18 protein-coding genes are annotated in these 17,806 nt (G+C 31.7%); 11 read left to right on the plus strand and 7 right to left on the minus strand.

Features of this window, described 5'->3' with window-relative positions:
- Position 1: 1 nt before the first annotated feature.
- Both PBN93_RS13380 and panB read right to left on the minus strand, forming a co-directional pair.
- On the minus strand, positions 2-700 hold the full coding sequence (locus PBN93_RS13380; protein WP_077405470.1) for an RluA family pseudouridine synthase: 699 nt from the start codon (positions 698-700) through the stop codon (positions 2-4).
- A gap of 42 nt (positions 701-742) precedes the next feature.
- Positions 743-1,561, minus strand: a complete 819-nt coding sequence (gene panB / locus PBN93_RS13385; protein WP_077405473.1) for a 3-methyl-2-oxobutanoate hydroxymethyltransferase — start codon at positions 1,559-1,561, stop codon at positions 743-745.
- A 115-nt stretch (positions 1,562-1,676) separates the two neighbouring features.
- On the opposite strand from panB, the gene PBN93_RS13390 reads away from it, so the two are divergent.
- Positions 1,677-2,129: a 3-methyl-2-oxobutanoate hydroxymethyltransferase gene (locus PBN93_RS13390; protein ID WP_077405476.1), complete on the plus strand. Its 453-nt coding sequence runs from the start codon at positions 1,677-1,679 to the stop codon at positions 2,127-2,129.
- Between the two features lie 2 nt (positions 2,130-2,131).
- On the opposite strand, the gene PBN93_RS13395 is transcribed toward PBN93_RS13390, so the two are convergent.
- Genes PBN93_RS13395 through PBN93_RS13405 form a run of 3 tightly spaced genes read right to left on the minus strand, consistent with a single transcriptional unit; the run spans position 2,132 to position 5,911 of the window.
- A complete protein-coding gene (locus tag PBN93_RS13395) occupies positions 2,132-2,623 on the minus strand; it encodes a hypothetical protein (protein WP_077405478.1) in 492 nt (163 codons plus the stop codon).
- Between the two features lie 2 nt (positions 2,624-2,625).
- A complete protein-coding gene (locus PBN93_RS13400; RefSeq protein WP_077405481.1) occupies positions 2,626-4,461 on the minus strand; it encodes a Xaa-Pro dipeptidyl-peptidase in 1,836 nt (611 codons plus the stop codon).
- 25 nt (positions 4,462-4,486) lie between these two features.
- Positions 4,487-5,911, minus strand: coding sequence for an L-serine ammonia-lyase (locus PBN93_RS13405; protein WP_077405484.1), 1,425 nt, complete (start codon positions 5,909-5,911; stop codon positions 4,487-4,489).
- Between the two features lie 225 nt (positions 5,912-6,136).
- Between PBN93_RS13405 and dnaK the strand changes: the two genes are divergently transcribed.
- Together dnaK and PBN93_RS13415 are read left to right on the plus strand one after the other, a co-directional pair.
- Positions 6,137-8,041: a molecular chaperone DnaK gene (dnaK, locus tag PBN93_RS13410; RefSeq protein ID WP_077405486.1), complete on the plus strand. Its 1,905-nt coding sequence runs from the start codon at positions 6,137-6,139 to the stop codon at positions 8,039-8,041.
- A gap of 123 nt (positions 8,042-8,164) precedes the next feature.
- Entirely contained in the window at positions 8,165-9,106 is a 942-nt protein-coding gene (locus PBN93_RS13415) for a hypothetical protein (RefSeq protein WP_139344249.1), read from the plus strand.
- A gap of 1 nt (position 9,107) precedes the next feature.
- On the opposite strand, the gene PBN93_RS13420 is transcribed toward PBN93_RS13415, so the two are convergent.
- Together PBN93_RS13420 and PBN93_RS13425 are read right to left on the minus strand one after the other, a co-directional pair.
- Entirely contained in the window at positions 9,108-9,674 is a 567-nt protein-coding gene (locus PBN93_RS13420; protein ID WP_077405492.1) for a GNAT family N-acetyltransferase, read from the minus strand.
- Positions 9,671-10,318 (minus strand): alpha/beta hydrolase, encoded by a 648-nt coding sequence (locus PBN93_RS13425; RefSeq protein WP_077405495.1) that lies wholly within the window; start codon positions 10,316-10,318, stop codon positions 9,671-9,673. Before PBN93_RS13425 ends, PBN93_RS13420 begins: the two co-directional genes overlap by 4 nt.
- Positions 10,319-10,410: 92 nt before the next feature.
- Between PBN93_RS13425 and PBN93_RS13430 the strand changes: the two genes are divergently transcribed.
- From PBN93_RS13430 to PBN93_RS13465, 8 genes are all read left to right on the plus strand, one after another.
- Positions 10,411-10,836, plus strand: a complete 426-nt coding sequence (locus tag PBN93_RS13430; protein ID WP_077405498.1) for a PaaI family thioesterase — start codon at positions 10,411-10,413, stop codon at positions 10,834-10,836.
- Positions 10,837-10,840: 4 nt separating this feature from the next.
- Positions 10,841-11,950 (plus strand): chorismate-binding protein, encoded by a 1,110-nt coding sequence (locus tag PBN93_RS13435; RefSeq protein ID WP_077405501.1) that lies wholly within the window; start codon positions 10,841-10,843, stop codon positions 11,948-11,950.
- Positions 11,951-12,014: 64 nt separating this feature from the next.
- On the plus strand, positions 12,015-13,772 hold the full coding sequence (gene menD, locus PBN93_RS13440) for a 2-succinyl-5-enolpyruvyl-6-hydroxy-3-cyclohexene-1-carboxylic-acid synthase (RefSeq protein ID WP_077405504.1): 1,758 nt from the start codon (positions 12,015-12,017) through the stop codon (positions 13,770-13,772).
- Between the two features lie 41 nt (positions 13,773-13,813).
- Positions 13,814-14,158 (plus strand): DUF2853 family protein, encoded by a 345-nt coding sequence (locus PBN93_RS13445; protein ID WP_077405507.1) that lies wholly within the window; start codon positions 13,814-13,816, stop codon positions 14,156-14,158.
- Positions 14,159-14,245: 87 nt separating this feature from the next.
- Positions 14,246-15,073 carry a CvfB family protein gene (locus PBN93_RS13450; protein WP_077405510.1) on the plus strand — a complete coding sequence of 276 codons (828 nt, stop codon included), beginning with the start codon at positions 14,246-14,248 and terminating at the stop codon, positions 15,071-15,073.
- Between the two features lie 151 nt (positions 15,074-15,224).
- Positions 15,225-15,833: an SPOR domain-containing protein gene (locus PBN93_RS13455; RefSeq protein WP_077405513.1), complete on the plus strand. Its 609-nt coding sequence runs from the start codon at positions 15,225-15,227 to the stop codon at positions 15,831-15,833.
- A gap of 2 nt (positions 15,834-15,835) precedes the next feature.
- Positions 15,836-16,741, plus strand: coding sequence for a 1,4-dihydroxy-2-naphthoate octaprenyltransferase (gene menA / locus PBN93_RS13460; RefSeq protein ID WP_271080858.1), 906 nt, complete (start codon positions 15,836-15,838; stop codon positions 16,739-16,741).
- A 37-nt stretch (positions 16,742-16,778) separates the two neighbouring features.
- Entirely contained in the window at positions 16,779-17,525 is a 747-nt protein-coding gene (locus PBN93_RS13465; protein ID WP_013622251.1) for a LytR/AlgR family response regulator transcription factor, read from the plus strand.
- Positions 17,526-17,806 lie beyond the last annotated feature (281 nt).

Below are 17,806 nucleotides of genomic sequence, written 5' to 3' on the forward strand. Positions count from 1 at the left end.
GTTAAGAGCAAGCATCCCAAATAGGGTCTTTTGGTAAAGGAGCTGTAATTTCTAATGGCTCCTTTTTTACAGGGTGAATAAAAGACAATTTACGAGCGTGTAAATGTATACCACCATCTTGGTTACTACGATTAAAACCGTATTTTAAATCGCCTTTAATTGGGCAACCAATACCGCTTAATTGTGATCTAATTTGGTGGTGTCTGCCAGTTTGTAGGTTAATTTCTAATAAGTAATAATTCTCTAGTTTTTTTATAACTGTGTAATCTAAAATAGCTTTTTTGCTATCTGGAACTTCTTTAATGTTTGCATAAGACTTGTTTTGTTTTGTGTTTCTTTTTAACCAATTTACAAGTGTATCTTTTTGTTTTTTAGGCTGCTGTTTTACAACAGCCCAATATGTTTTTTTAGCATCTTTTTCGGCAAATAGCTTATTTAAACGCGGTAATGCTTTAGATGTTTTTGCAAAAACAACAATACCAGTAGTTGGCCTATCTAACCTATGTGCAACACCAAGGTATACATTACCCGGTTTATTGTATTTTTCTTTTATGTAAGCTTTTACAATATCACTTAGTGGGGCATCACCCGTTTTATCTCCTTGTACAATATCTCCAACACGTTTATTAATAGCAATAAGATGGTTGTCTTCATACAATACCTGAAGATTTTGTGGTGTAGAAACTTCTTTTTTATGCAAAATAAATAATTATAATTAAGTGCTAATGCACTAAATGTAAATTTAGTATTGTTCCTCTTCGTTAGGAAAGTCTCTAGTTTTTACATCGTCTACGTATTGTGAAATTGCAGAGCCCATTTCTTCATACAAATTCATATATCGTCTTAAAAAACGAGGATTAAATTCTTTAGTCATTCCTAAAAGGTCATGTATAACTAAAACTTGTCCGTCTACATCACCACCAGCACCAATACCAATAACAGGTATTGTTAAACTTTCTGCAACTTCTTTAGCAAGTGTAGCTGGTATTTTTTCTAAAACAATAGCAAAACACCCTAATTTTTGAAGTAATAAAGCATCTTCTTTAAGCTTTTTAGCTTCTGCTTCTTCTTTGGCTCTTACAGTATAGGTACCAAATTTGTAAATAGATTGTGGTGTTAAACCTAAATGTCCCATTACGGGTATGCCAGCATTAAGTATACGCTTAACAGAATCTTTAATTTCTATACCACCTTCTACCTTTATAGCGTGTGCGCCACTTTCTTTCATAATACGTATTGCAGAGCGTAAAGCTTCTTTTGGGTCACTCTGGTAGCTACCAAAAGGAATGTCTACAACAACTAAACACCTATTAATAGCTCGTATTACAGAAGAAGCATGATATATCATTTGGTCTAATGTAATTGGTAACGTAGTTTCATGACCAGCCATAACATTACTAGCAGAATCGCCAACTAAAATTACATCTACATTGGCATCATCTATAATTTTAGCCATAGAGTAATCATAGGCCGTAAGCATAGAGATACGTTCTCCATTCTTTTTCATATCTACGAGTGACTTAACAGTAACTCTTTTGTATTCTTTTTTGGCAACTGACATTGTAAGTTTTATTTAGTTTAGATGGGTTAAAATTATGAAAAAAGATTAAGAATTACTGTGTTTATCAAACTTAAGAATGTGATATATTTTTTATAAATTGATAAAAATTAATATGATGAAAAATATTTTACTCACATTTGCAATCTTATTTAGTGTTTTTGTATCTGCACAAGCTAACGAAGTTGATGTTAAAAATACAATAAACTTGTTTTTTGAAGCTTTTCATAAGCAAGATTCTGTGCAATTAAAAGCGGTAGCTACTAACACTGTTATATTACAAACTATAGGAGCAGATAAAGATGGTAATGCAGTTGTAAAAACAGAGAGTTATTCAGATTTTATACAAAACATTATAAGTATACCTAAAGAAGTAAATTTTAAAGAAAAATTAACTTCATATACCATTAAGATAGATGGTGATATGGCAAATGCCTGGACAGAGTATGAGTTTTGGCTAAATGGGAAATTTAGTCACTGTGGTGTAAATTCTTTTCAGTTATTTAAGGATAATGGTAAGTGGAAAATTATTTATTTAATAGATACAAGACGTAAAAAAGGGTGTAATTAATGTTAAGTTATTACATCATTTTCTCTTTTAAACTGTTCTTTTTGTTCTCCCTTAAGTTGTAACTGTTGTTCTATTTTATTTTCTGTTGGCCTTAAAAATAAAAAGTAAACAATAATAGCTACGGTAATGGCTAAGTAAAGTAAGTTGCCTTTAAACATTGCAAAAAGTAAACAGATAAACGCAGCTCCTTCTATAAAAGCATACTTATATAATAAAGCAGATTGGTAAACTTCTAGTTTTTGTTTTAACGATTTTTTATTTAAAACAGGCTCTATTTTCTTTTTAAAAACATAGTTACCTAAGATTATACCAGTTATGGCTATTAATGGTACTAATACAATATAAATGCTATTTGTTGGCAAACTAAATTCCCATTTTTGTTGCTGATAATACATTACAGCTGTAAAAAATATTAAGCCAACAGAAAAGGCAATGTGCATTACAGACATTACCTTTAAAAATCCTTTAAATGTAAGTGAGTTTCTGTTGTCCATAATTATTTTACTGCATTCTCATAAGCTTGTTGCCCGCCTACTATTGGTAGTGTAATTTGTGTAGCATTAGTATCTACTGTTAATTCTGTGCCCGGCTTAGGTAAAATGGTAAATTGGTTATCACTAGAAAAAATAACTAAGCCAATTTGCTGACCAGCTTTTATTATTTGATCATCTGGTTGTAAATTAAACGTCATAGTATAAAATTTACCAGGTTTTAAAGGCTTGCTCTCAGAAATAGATTTGTGATTTTGTGGATCTGCCCAACCACGAGTAATAATATTGTCTGTAATAACAGCACCTTCATTTGTGTTCCAAGGTAAAGAAACCAATGCAACAGATAAATTTGCTGCAGGCTTGCTACTTGCAAGTTTTATGGTAATAGATGCTAATCCAGATATATGAACATCACTTGTTAGTGTAGGTGTAGTGAATACTAACCTGTTTTTTGAAGATGTAGCTTGTGCTAAATCTTCCATAGAAATGTTGTGGTCATCTACTAGTGTTTCTGGTTTTTGCTTTCTTAAAGGATTTAAAAGCAATTCTCCTTGTGTAGGAGCTCCGTTTTTTAAATATAAGGTAACATCCGTTGCATTAGGATTTGGGTAAGCGTCATATGGCGTAGGGTTGTCTTGAGTATCATATTCACGAACAATCCAAGCTTTTTTATCATCTTCAACACCATTTTTAATACCGTGTAAGTAACGCGTAAACCAACGGTTCATTATTTTTATTGGCGGTGGACCTCCATGTCCGTTTTGGTGGTAGTATATTTGTGTAGGCAATCCCTTTTCCTTAGCAGCTTTATAAATGCGGTAGCTGTGTTCTGGCATAACATTCCAGTCGTTAAAACCGTGAGACATTAATAATGCGACTTTCATTGGTTCCATTTTGTTAAGGTAATCACGCCCTGCCCAAAAATCATTATAATCTCCTGTCTCTCTGTCTAAACCATTTTTAAGCTCTGTATCCCTTATAGTTTTGTTATTGTAAGCACGCTTACTAGGGTCTCCACTATGAATAAAATCATATAAAACATCAATATCTTCACCTAAATAACCTCCAGGACTTCTTACCAAACCATTAGATCGGTAATAATGGTACGATGATGTGTTTGGGGCAATAGGTATTATAGCTTCTAAACCTTCTACACCAGTAGTTGCTGCAGCAAGCGGAATTGTTCCGTTATATGATGTTCCCGTCATACCTACCTTTCCTGTAGACCAAAAAGCTTTAACCTCCTCTTTATTATCCGGAGAAGTAAAACCTTTTGCGCGTCCGCATAGCCAATCTATAACAGCTTTTGGAGCTAATGCTTCATTGGGTCCGCCAACAGTTGGTGCTCCTTGAGAAAACCCTGTTCCAGGTGCAGATGTATGTACAACAATATACCCTCTAGGTACCCATTTTTTTATATGAGAGTTAGATATTATAGGGCGCTGTCCTCTACGTTTTACCTCTGGGTGTGAGCGTTCTGGAGCTTTCTCGCCAAGTTCATGTTTTACATTCCAAAATAAACCTTCTTCTGCACCTGTTGCAGTACCAGCATAATAAGGACTAGAACACAGTATAACAGGTAGTTTTAAATCTTCGGTTTCTGTTTGTTTTGGTCTAGTAACACTTACGTGCATGCGATCTAGTTTTCCATCGCCATCAGTATCAAAAGTTGTTTCAACAAATAAATCGTGACGTATCCAATTGTTAGAGTCACTAAAACCCTCTACAATTTGTGCTTCACCATCTTTAAAAACAGGTAATGTTTTTTCAGTTTGAGCTATACCTATTGAAGTTAGAGATAAAAGTAAATAGCTTACAATAATTTTAAATGTCTTTTTCATAGTGTAAAGTTATAAAATATAAATCTTAACAATCGCTTAAAAATACACCAACTGCTAAACCTCCAGTAGATGTTTCTTTGTATTTAGAGTTCATATCTTTTGCGGTTTCCCACATAGTATTAATTACTTTATCTATAGGAACTTTAGCATTTGCAGGGTCTGTATCTAAAGCAAGTTCTGCAGCGTTAATTGCCTTTATAGCTCCCATAGAGTTACGCTCTATGCAAGGTACTTGCACTAAACCACCAATAGGGTCACACGTTAATCCTAAATGATGTTCCATAGCAATTTCGGCAGCCATTAAAACCTGTTCTGGTGTACCGCCTAGTAATTCTGTTAAAGCACCAGCTGCCATTGCAGATGATACTCCAATTTCTGCTTGGCAACCACCCATAGCGGCAGATATTGTAGCTCCTTTTTTAAATAAACTACCAATTTCTCCAGCAACTAGTAAAAACTTTTTAATATGGTTAAAATCTGCTTGGTGGTTTTCTATAACCATATAGTACATAAGTACTGCCGGTATTACACCAGCACTACCATTAGTAGGTGCGGTAACAACCCTACCAAGAGATGCGTTAACTTCATTAACACTTAGGGCAAAACAACTTACCCATTTAAGTATTTGTCTAAACTTAACTTCAGTTTTACGTATAGTTTGTAACCATTCTTCAGGAGAGCTGTAAGGTAGTTCTCCTTTTAGTTTCTCGTGCATATCAAAAGCACGTCTACGTACATTTAAACCACCAGGTAAAGTACCTTGTGTGTGGCAGCCAATATGCATGCATTCTAGCATAGTATCCCAAACAGCTTTTAAGTCGGTATCTACTTGTTCTGGTGTACGTAAAGATAGTTCGTTCTCTAAAACTATGTCAGAGATAGATTTATTACCCTCATTACAGTGTTCTAAAAGAGCAACTCCAGAATTTATAGGATGCGGAAAAGTTTTAAATACCTGTATATTTTCTTTGGCGTGTACTCTTTCTTCTTTAACAACAAAACCACCACCAATAGAATAAAAAGTATCCTCGTAAATGGTACCGTTGTCTAGAGTGGCAGAAAACTTAATACCGTTTGCATGAAATGGCAAAGAAGTTTTTAAAAACACAATATGCTCTGTAGTATTATATGTAATGGCATACTTACCAAGTAATAATAATTGGTTATTTTTTTTTATCGTTTCTATTATAGAACCAATATTTTGTACTTGCATAGTTACTGGGTCTTCACCAGATAATCCTAACATTACAGCTAGGTCTGTTGCGTGTCCTTTACCGGTTAAAGATAAAGATCCGTACAATTCTGTGTGTATTGTTTTAACACTGTTTATAGGGTGTTCTTCTTGTAATTCTTGCAGAAATCTTTCTGCAGCTCTCCAAGGTCCTAAAGTGTGTGAGCTAGATGGTCCCACACCAATTTTAAGCATATCAAAAACACTTATACATTCCATTTACGAAAACGTTTTATTAGTACGGACAAATATACATTTTGGAATTATATATTAAACCTTTTTGTGCTATTTGTTTATTTGGAATTCCATTATGGCATATTGTTAATCATCATTAATTATGAACGGGTACTGCCACCTTGTCATATTTTGTTTGCTTGGCATATTGTTTGTCTATCTTAAATCAAAAATAAAAATATAAACGCTAATTTATTTAAGTAATATAATATGAGTAAAATTATTGGTATAGATTTAGGTACAACCAATTCTTGTGTTTCTGTGATGGAAGGGAATGAAGCGGTTGTTATTCCAAATGCAGAAGGGAAAAGAACAACACCATCTGTAATTGCATTTGTAGAAGGTGGAGAAATTAAGGTTGGTGACCCTGCTAAAAGACAAGCGGTTACAAATCCTAATAAAACCATATATTCTATTAAACGTTTTATGGGTAACAAATACTCTGAGTCTAGCAAAGAAGCAGATAGAGTACCTTATAAAGTAGTTAAAGGAGATAACGATACGCCAAGAGTTGATATAGACGGACGTTTGTACTCTCCGCAAGAGTTATCTGCAATGATTCTTCAAAAAATGAAGAAAACGGCAGAAGATTATTTAGGACAAGATGTTTCTAGAGCTGTAATTACAGTTCCTGCATATTTTAACGATGCGCAAAGACAAGCTACTAAAGAAGCTGGTGAAATTGCTGGTTTAACAGTAGAGCGTATTATTAACGAGCCAACTGCTGCTTCTTTAGCATACGGTATGGACAAAAAAGATACTGACCAAAAAATAGTAGTTTTTGATTTTGGTGGTGGTACACATGATGTATCTATATTAGAATTAGGAGATGGTGTTTTTGAAGTATTATCTACAGACGGAGATACACACTTAGGTGGTGATGATGTAGACCAAAAAATTATTGATTGGTTAGCTGATGAATTTAATAGTGAAGAAAGCATAGATTTACGTAAAGATGCTATGGCATTACAACGTTTACGTGAAGCTGCTGAAAAGGCTAAAATTGAATTATCTTCTTCTGCACAAACAGAAATTAACTTACCATACGTAACAGCTACGGCTTCTGGTCCTAAGCACTTGGTACGTACGCTAACGTTAGCTAAATTTAATCAGTTAATTGATGATTTAGTTAAAAGAACAATAGCTCCTTGTGAGTCTGCATTAAAATCTGCAGGTTTGTCTAAGAGTGATATTGATGAGATTATTTTAGTTGGTGGTTCTACACGTATCCCAGCTGTACAAGAAGCAGTAGAGAAATTCTTTGGTAAAAAACCATCAAAAGGGGTTAACCCAGATGAGGTTGTTGCAGTAGGTGCAGCTATACAAGGTGGTGTTTTAACTGGTGATGTTAAAGATGTATTATTATTAGATGTTACACCATTATCTTTAGGTATTGAAACTATGGGTAGTGTAATGACTAAGTTAATTGAGGCTAACACTACAATACCAACTAAAAAATCGCAGGTATTCTCTACAGCAGCAGATAATCAGCCATCTGTAGAAATACACGTTTTACAAGGAGAGCGCCCAATGGCTAATGATAACAAAACAATTGGTCGTTTTCATTTAGACGGTATTCCACCAGCACAAAGAGGAGTTCCACAAATTGAAGTAACTTTTGATATTGATGCAAACGGTATTATAAAAGTATCTGCAACAGATAAAGCTACAGGTAAATCTCAGGACATTAGAATTGAAGCTTCTTCTGGTTTAACTGAAGAAGAAATTAAGAAAATGAAGGCTGAAGCTGAAGCTAATGCAGAAGCAGATAAAAAGGCTAAAGAAACTGCAGATAAGTTAAATGAAGCAGACGGAATGATTTTCCAAACAGAAAAGCAATTAAAAGAGTTTGGAGATAAGATTTCTGATAACAATAAAAAGCCAGTAGAAGAAGCTTTAGAAGAATTAAAGAAAGCTTATGAAACTAAAGACTTAGCTGTTATTACTCCTGCTTTAGATAAAATTAATGAAGCTTGGAAAGGTGCTTCTGAAGAAATGTACAAAGCTCAAGCAGAAGCTCAGGGTGGTGCAGCTCCAGGACCAGATGCAGCTGCAGGTGCAGAAGCAAAAGAAGGAGATGATGTAGAAGATGTTGACTTTGAAGAAGTAAAATAACATTTTTTATAAACATATTAAAACCCACTAAATTAATTTTTAGTGGGTTTTTTAGTACGTATTACTACAATTTTTACCTTGTTTTTTGTTTTTTATAAATAATAAATAGTCTAATTTTGGAGTATGACTTTAACCATACGAAACCTATACTTGTTAATTGTTTTTATGTTGCCTTTTGTAATTGAGGCTCAAGAACTACGTATTTTTACCAAAGCAGATTTTAACTTAACTGGTAATGTTAAAAAGAGTACTGTAATTACAAATTATGGTAAAGAAGAATTTTATTTTAATAAAGAAGGAAAGCTAACAAAATCTATAACACGATACTCAGACCAAGATTATAGTATTACGTATTACAAATACAAAAACAATCAAATTTTAGAAAAACGCTTAGAAAACTATAGAGATGGCGCTTTTGATAAAAGTACATCAATAGCACATATTTTTAGTATAGACACTGTAGGTAACAAATATATAACAGAAAAAATATTAACCTATAGTAAAAAATTTTTAGATCAATACGAGTATGAGTTTGATGCGCAGGATAAATTAAAAATTATTAAACGTATTAATGATGAAGAGGTAGATGAAACAACTATAACTTATACAACTACAGATACAGAAAAAGAACAAACATTTTACTTAAACGGAAAAATACTAAAGTCCATACGCGAGTCTTACAAAACAAATGCAAAAAAAGAAAAACTAAAAATAACTTTAACAAAACAATTTTTAGATGGTAAACCTTTAAAAGCAGAAGAGGTTGTTACCAAAGAAAATGGAGAAATAGTATACAAAGATTATTTTGTTGCAGATGCTACTGGAAATAAATTTACTTTAGATAAAAAGGAATTATACACTTACAAGAAAGATGTAAAGGTTGTAGACAAAATAACCGTTAAAAAAGCAAAAACTACTTATGATATTACCTATATGCACCAGTTTGATGGTGATAAAGGCAATTGGATTAAGCAAGTTGTATCACCAGACAATACGTATACAACACGTAAAATAGAATATTACCCAGAAGAAGTGAAAGTAGTTACTGATGAAATTAAACAATAGTTTATTTGTTAAAGTACTTTTGCTTAATTTTTGGCCATTCTTCTTTTAAAATTCCATAGCAGCAAGAGCTGCGTCTAAAATTACCCTTAGTAATTACATTTTTTCTTAAAATGCCTTCAAGTGTAGCTCCAAGTTTTTCAACAGCTTTTCTAGATTTTATATTTCTTTCGTCTATTCTAAACTCTACTTTTTCAAAGTTTAATTCTTCAAAAGCATAGGAAAGCATCAGGTATTTCATTTTATGGTTTAATCCTGTTCCTTGGGCTATTGGTGATATCCATGTCCATCCAATGTGCAATACTTTATTTGTTTTGTCAATATTGCCAAACCGTGTAGAACCTATAAATGCAGAGGTTCTTTTATCAAACACAGCAAAGGCAATTGCATTTTTATCTTGTATAGCTGTTTTTATATAATTGGTTAATTTTTCTAATGTTGATACGTCATTAGAACCATATTTATATAAATCTACTTGTTGTGCGGTAGGCCAAAGCAAGTTTATATGTTTTTGCTCTAAAGGTAATAGTTGTACCGTATTATCTTCCAGGTTGTTTATAGTATGTATCATTCTACTAACGAATTTATTATTTCTTTTTTTACCTCGTGCGCACCTTTAAAAGTTATAAAATTGGTGTTTGGGTCTATGATGTTTTTAATTCTTGTTTTTTCTAAATTTTTACGCTCATCATTAAAATAAGCATCTTCGTTACCAACTATATAAGTTGTTTTGGTTTTATTGTTGTTTAAGTATATAAAATCTGTATTAGATAGTTCTTTGGGCACAGTGCCTGCATATAAAACAATGTGGTTGCATTCAATTTTTTCTTTAGCTAACCATCTTGTTACCACAGATACCCCTTGGGAATACCCTAAAACAATAAAGTTACAGTGTTCTGGAATATTTTCTGCAAGGTATACTTTGCTTAAATAGGTAATAACATTCTTTGTTTCTGCAATTGTATTTTCTCTAGTAAGCCAGCTTGCGCCAATATGAGTAAACTTGTTGTTTAGATAATATTTAGATGGTGCTTGTGGTGCAATTATATAATTTTCTTTACTGTTTAGTTCTTTAAAATAGCGTAAAAAATACTTGCTTAAATAACCCATACCATGACAAACAAACCATACATTTTTAGTTTCCGTAGTTAGGTTGTTAAGGGTTGCGTAGGAGTTGGTAGTTGTATAGCTTACTTCTTTTTCTGTTGGCTGCATAAAACAGTAGTTTCAAATGTGTAAAAAAATCAAAATTTAAAGTTATAGCTTTTGTTGTATTTGGATTGATTATTTTTACAAAAAAATATGAGATGAACGAATTTCAAGAAAAAATACTACGTATTTGTAATGAAAACTCTAAAAATACGCTAATGGAAACATTAGATATAGAGTATGTAGAAGTAGGAGAGAATTTTTTAGTTGCCAAAATGCCAGTAACACCAAAGGTATATCAACCAGACGGAATTTTACATGGAGGAGCAACCGCAGCATTGGCAGAGAGTGTTGGTAGTGCAGCGTCTTATATTTTTTTAGATGGACAGGAGTATTTTGTACGCGGATTAGAAATTACCGCAAACCACGTTAAGAGTGTTAAAGATGGTAATGTGTATGCTAAAGCCAGTATTATGCATAAAGGAAGAACCACGCAATTGTGGGAAATTAGAATTACCAATAACGCAGGTGAGTTGGTTTCTTTATGTAAGTTAACCACTATTTCTTTACCAAGAAAAAAGTAACTAAATGAATCACTTTTTTGATCGACTACAAGAGCAGCTTAATGCACAAAAACCTTTTGTAGTGTACAGAAAACCTAATGAAGATGTAGTTAGTGCTGTGTTGCAAGAAGATGCTGTTTTACACTACGTAAAAAATTACCAAGAATCAGGCTTTGTATTTGCTCCTTTTGATAGTAATTCTGCATCAATATTAATTCCAAATAAAACTATAATAACAACAAACTATAGTACAGATAAACTTTTGAGTTCTACTATAGACAATGATGTTAGTATTTCATCAACCCCAATAGAAAAACAAGACCATATTGCACTTGTTAAAAAAGGTATAACCGCAATTGGTAATGGCTATTTAGAAAAGGTGGTGCTCTCTCGCTGTATAACTACGCATACCGCTACAAAACCTATAGCACTATTTAAAGAACTACTTTCGGTTTACAAAACAGCATTTTGCTATTTGTGGTATCATCCTAAAGTAGGAATGTGGCTAGGAGCTACACCCGAGGTTTTGTTAAAAGTAACCAATAAGCGTATAGAGACTTCTTCATTAGCAGGTACACAAGTTTATGAAGAAGGAAAGGAGCCGGTTTGGGGAGAAAAAGAATATAATGAACAAGATGTAGTTACGCAGTTTATAAAAAAAGAATTAGCAGAAAAAGTAACTAATTTAAAAGCTACAGAAGTAACATCTGTAAGAGCAGGTAAATTATGGCATTTACGCACTAAAATAACTGGTTTAATGCAAAACAACTTGCAAGATATTTTAGTTGCACTGCACCCAACACCAGCTACTTGCGGATTGCCAAAACAAGAAGCTAAAGAGTTTATACTTAAAAACGAAAATTATAATAGAAGCTTTTATACAGGCTTTTTAGGAGAGCTTAACTTTACTAAAGAACAGTTTAGGTCTAAGACTAAAAAAAATATTGAAAACAGGGCGTATACATCTCTCACAAAGGTTAGTAACTTATATGTTAATCTGCGTTGCGCAGAACTTACTAACAAAACAGTAAAAGTATACGTTGGTGGAGGTATAACTAATGGGTCTATACCAGAAAAGGAATGGGAAGAAACTGTAGCTAAAAGTGGTACAATGTTGCGTATTATTTTAAAATAATTGGGTAAACAATGGTTTACGCTGTACTTTTGCATCAGTTTTTACTAATAAATATTCTTGTAATTTGAGATACTCTAGCATACCTACTGCCCAATCTGTAATTTTACATTGTAAGGCTAAAGGGGTTAAAGACATAATAATATCACCCGGCTCTAGAAATGCACCGTTAACTATAGGTTTCACAGAAGACCCTTATTTTAAATGTTATAGCATAGTAGATGAGCGCTGTGCTGCATTTTTTGCTTTAGGTATTGCACAAAATACAGGCAGAATAGTTGCTGTGGTATGTACTTCTGGTAGTGCTATGTTAAACTATTATCCTGCAGTAGCAGAAGCTTTTTATAGTGATATTCCTATGTTAGTTATTTCTGCAGATAGACCAAGTTATAGGATAGATATAGGTGACGGGCAAACTATTAGGCAAGAAAACGTTTTTAAAAACCATATTGGCTATCAGGCAAATTTAAAACAAGATGTTTCCCACGCAACGGCCACAATAAAAAAATTTGGAGCAGAACTTTTATCTGTAAAAAAAACGGTAGAAGAACAGCAAAAAGATATTAATACATTTAATAGCGCAGAATTACAAAATGCTATAGATTTTGCTATTGATGAATTAGCACCAGTGCATATTAATGTACCTTTAGAAGAACCTTTGTATAATACAGAAGAGCATAGTTGTGTTGTCCCATCTGTAAAAGAAGAAGAGGATACAGTGCTCCCTAGTTGCTCTACACTAGATGATTTTGCCTCCATATGGAATACATCTACCAGAAAAATGATTTTAGTAGGTGTAAATAAACCAAATGTTATAGAACAACAATTTTTAGATGAGGTTGCGGAGGACGAGTCTGTAATTGTGTTTACAGAAACAACATCTAATATTCATCATTCTACTTTTTTTAACAGTATAGACAGTATTTTAGCTCCTATAGAAAAGTCCAATGATAAAGAGGAGCTGTTTACAGCGCTAAAACCTGATATTTTGCTGACTTTTGGAGGCTTAATTGTATCTAAAAAAATTAAACAATTTTTACGTACGTATAAACCAAAACACCATTGGCATATTGATGGTAAAAAAGCATACGACACTTTTTTTAGTTTGTCTCACCATTTTAAAGTAGATACAAACACTTTTTTTAATGCATTTTTAGATAAAACAAAATTTGTAGATAGTAGTTATTTTGCAAAATGGTCTAAAGTAAAAGCAAACTACGAAGAAAAAAGAGAAGCATATTTAAACACTATTCCATTTTCTGATATGTTAGCTTTTTCACAAATATTACCAAGTATACCAGATGGTTACCAAGTACACTTGTCTAACAGTTCTACGGTAAGATATGCACAGTTGTTTCCTTTAAAAAATACATTAAAGGTGTATTGTAACCGTGGTACTAGTGGTATAGATGGTAGTACGTCTACAGCAATAGGAGCATCAGTATATAATAAAAAACCAACCTTACTAGTTACAGGAGATTTAAGCTTTTTGTATGACAGTAATGCACTTTGGAACAACTATGTAAAACCTAATTTTAGAATAATTGTAATAAATAATAGTGGAGGAGGTATTTTTAGAATTTTACCAGGCCAAGAAGAAACAGATAATTATAAAACTTATTTTGAAACGGCTCATAATTTAGAAATAGAAAACTTGTGTAGTATGTATAATGTTGATTATAAGTTTGCTGAAGATGAAAATGCTTTAAGTCAACATTTAGAAGATTTTTATAAAGAATCAGATAAGGCTATTTTATTAGAGGTGAAAACACCTAGAATAATAAACAATAAAATTTTGCTTAGTTATTTTGATTTTATATCTTAGAAGCATTATTAACATTAACTATACAAAAGAATATTAAAATTATGAGCCAAAGAGATGATTTAATTGCAAAGTACGCTGCCGATTTAAAAGATAAATTTGGAGAAACTGCAGATATGGATTTATTAACAAAGGTTACTATAGGTCTAGGTCCTTCTATTTATAATAAAGATTCTTCTAAAGTATCTGGTTCTGATGAAAAAGAACTAGAAACAGTAAAGAAAAATTTCTTAATGAAAAAATTGGGGATGAGTGATGACCCAAAATTAATGGAAGGTATTAAAGCTGTTATGGACAAATACGGATCATCTAACAAAAATAAGCATAGAGCTGTAGTTTATTACAAATTAGCTCAGCACTTTAAAAAAGAGTCTGTTTACGATAAATAGAATTTTAAAGAATTATGTAAAAGAGGCTACCTTAAACAAGGTAGCCTCTTTTTTTTACTGTACTTTTGCAAGCATACAATAGTTAAAATGGAATTAGGAAAATATAACACTTTAGAAATATTAAGAGATACCAGTGTTGGTTTGTTTTTAGGAGATACAGATGGTAATGATGTTTTATTACCAAATAAGTATGTACCAGAGAATTTTGAAATAGGTGATATGCTTACTGTATTTTGCTATTTAGATTATGATGAAAGGCCTATTGCTACTACTTTAAAACCCTATATTATTCGTAACGATTTTCATTTGTTGCGTGTTGCAGAGGTAAACAATTTTGGAGCTTTTATGGAATGGGGTTTGGAGAAGCATTTGTTGGTGCCATTTAGAGAGCAACGTACTAAAATGGTAGACGGCCAATGGTATATTGTTTATTGTTATTTAGATGAGCAAACAGACAGATTAGTGGCATCTAACAAATTAGATAAGTTTTTATCTAATGAAGAGTTAACTGTAGATAATAATGATGAGGTTAATATTTTGTTTACTAGAAAAACGGATCTTGGGTGGGAAGTAATAATAAACAACTTACATAAAGGATTAGTTTACGCTAATGAAGTTTTTAAAGATATTGCCATTGGAGATAAGCAAATTGGTTATATAAAAAATATAAGACCAGATAATAAAATTGATGTATCCTTACAACCACTAGGTCATTTAATTTTAGAACCAGTAGCAAACGCTATTTACCAGAAATTAAAAGAAAATGGAGGCTTTCTAGGCTTACATGATAAATCTGACCCAGAAGATATTAAAAGAGAGTTAGAGCTAAGTAAAAAAGCTTTTAAAAAAGGTATTGGAACTTTATACAGAGAACGAAAAATAGAAATTAAGCCAGATGGCATATACTTGAGTTAAATAATTAACGTTAGTTTGTAAAATAAAACTTACAGTACTAATTTTGTTATATAAATTAAGTTATTCATAATTTTATTTTAGAGTAAAAAACGTTAAATTGCATAGACCATATAACTATAAGCAAACATTAACCAACCTGTAAATTAAAAATATGCCATTTATAGAAGAAGTTGATTTATTAGAACTACACAAGGATATAGATAAGGCTCAATTAATGAACGAGCGTTTATTAGACCAAATAAAATTTAAGAATAAAGAGCTAAAAAGAAAAAAAAGACAGCGTAACGTATTAGGTATAATTGCAGCTGTATTTTTCTTAGGTACTTTAGTTTTTACTTCTTTTTCTGCAGGTTTATCTACAAGAGCTAGAGCTTTTAATTCTGCCGAGAATAATAATATCCTTGTATCTATAGATAGTTTAGATGTAATAAAAGCAAGAATAAATAATTTAAAAGAACAAAATGAAGAGTTAAATTTTGTAAACGACTTTTATTTGGCTCGTAACATTTTGGAGAAAAAAGTAATATACTCTGTACAGGTTAAAACTTTTGTAGATAATAATGTAACCTTAGTATCTAACTCACTAGCAAACACGTTATTTGTAAAAAATAACCCTTTTTATACATATTCTATTGGTAATTTTGAAACTATTGAAGAAGCAAGAACTTTTAGGTTGCAGCTTGTAAAGATGGGTTTTGAAGATGCTTTTGTTGCTTCTTATAAAGATGGCAAAAGATTAAAAATAGAGAATCCTAACTAAAAATGAAATTAAAAGCTTGGGTAAATGCCGCTAGGTTAAGAACCTTACCTTTGTCTATATCCGGAATAATAGTTGGTTATGCTTTGGCTTGCTTGTATGGTTATAATAACATAACTGTTTTTATATTAGCACTTTTAACAACCATAGCATTGCAAGTAACATCTAACTTTGCAAATGATTACGGAGATGGTGTTAAGGGCACAGATAATGAAGATAGAATTGGTCCTAAACGTGCGTTACAAAGTGGAATACTTACTCCTAAAGAATTAAAAAAAGGAATTTTTATAGCTATTATTTTATGCCTAGTTTTAATTGCAGGTTTAATATTTACGGCGTTTAGTGCAGATAGTATAATTTACATAATACTCTTTTTTGTACTTGGTGTTTTTGCAGTTTGGGCAGCTATCAAATACACCGTAGGTAAATCTGCTTATGGTTACAGAGGATTGGGAGATGTGTTTGTTTTTATCTTTTTTGGACTAGTTAGCGTTCTTGGCTTTATGTTTTTACTTACAAAAACACTCTGTTTTATGGCTTTTTTACCAGCAATTACTATTGGTTTACTAAGTGTGGCCGTGTTAAATCTAAATAATTTAAGAGATATTGTATCCGATAAAACCTCTGGGAAAAATACAATTGTTGTTAAAATGGGTTTTTTAAACGGAAAAAAGTACCATTATTCATTACTTATAATTAGTTTTATAAGTGTATTAATATTTACAGTTTATAACTATACAAATGTTTTTAATTTTATATGGCTGTTTGCTTATATTCCTTTGGCTAAACACTTTATAAAAGTATTAAAAATGAAGGATTCTTTAACGATGGATCCAGAACTCAAAATAGTAGCCTTAAGCAGTTTTTTATTCGCTATTTTGTTTTATTTTAGTTTTAATAATTTTTTGTAAATTAGCATAGATTAAGTCCATCATAAAACCAACTGAATTGGAAAAACCCATAAAAATTTTAATTGTAGAAGATAACGTTATTATAGCAGATGATATGCAATCTATGCTAGAAGAAATTGGCTATGAAATAGTTGGTAATGTTATTGTATATGAGCAAGCAGAAGAAGTGCTAAGAACTACCGAGGTAGATTTAGTACTTATAGATATTATATTAGCGTCAGATAAAACTGGTATAGATTTAGGTAAGCATATTAGGGATAACTATAACATACCTTTTATTTTTGTAACATCTAACTCTGACAGAGCTACAGTAGAAAAGGCAAAAATTGTAAAACCAAATGGTTATTTAGTAAAACCTTTTGAACAACAAGATTTATACACTTCAATAGAAATTGCATTATCTAACTTTAATTATTTAGATAAGCAAGGCTTAACGGAAGATGATGTAGAAAAGCCAATGTCTAATTCGGTTTTAAAAGATTCTATCTTTGTAAAAAAACAACATTTATATTACAGAATTAATTTTACTGATATTCAGTTTATAAAGGCAGATAATGTTTACCTAGAGGTAAATACTGTAGATAAAAAATTCTTAGTAAGATCTCCTTTAAAAGATTATTTAGAGAAACTACCAAAGGACAAATTTTACAGAGCTCACAAATCTTACATTGTAAATGTGGACCATATAGGAGCTGTAAATTCCAAGGATGTTATGATTAATGATAAATTAATTCCTATTTCAAAAGAATTTAAAGAGTTTATTATTTCTTCAATGAACTCTTAACAATAAAAAAAGCCTTGCTAATTTAAGCAAGGCTTTTTTTATAAACACGAATAGTGTTTTTATAATTTAGAAAAAGCAATTCTGTTAATGTTTACTTTAGGAGTTTAGTCATAAAACCTAACATAAAACAAGCAAAACATAATTACAAAATAGCTATTATGCCATTACTGGAGTTCTTTTCTACTTTTTAAGGGGTTTTACCTTATTATTTTTACTATTTTGAGCTTATAATTATTAAGAAAATCATAACTTGCCCTATAGTTTAACAAAAACTTAAGAAA

This window comes from Cellulophaga omnivescoria (genome assembly GCF_027915275.1).
GTDB classification, from domain to species: Bacteria; Bacteroidota; Bacteroidia; order Flavobacteriales; family Flavobacteriaceae; genus Cellulophaga; species Cellulophaga omnivescoria.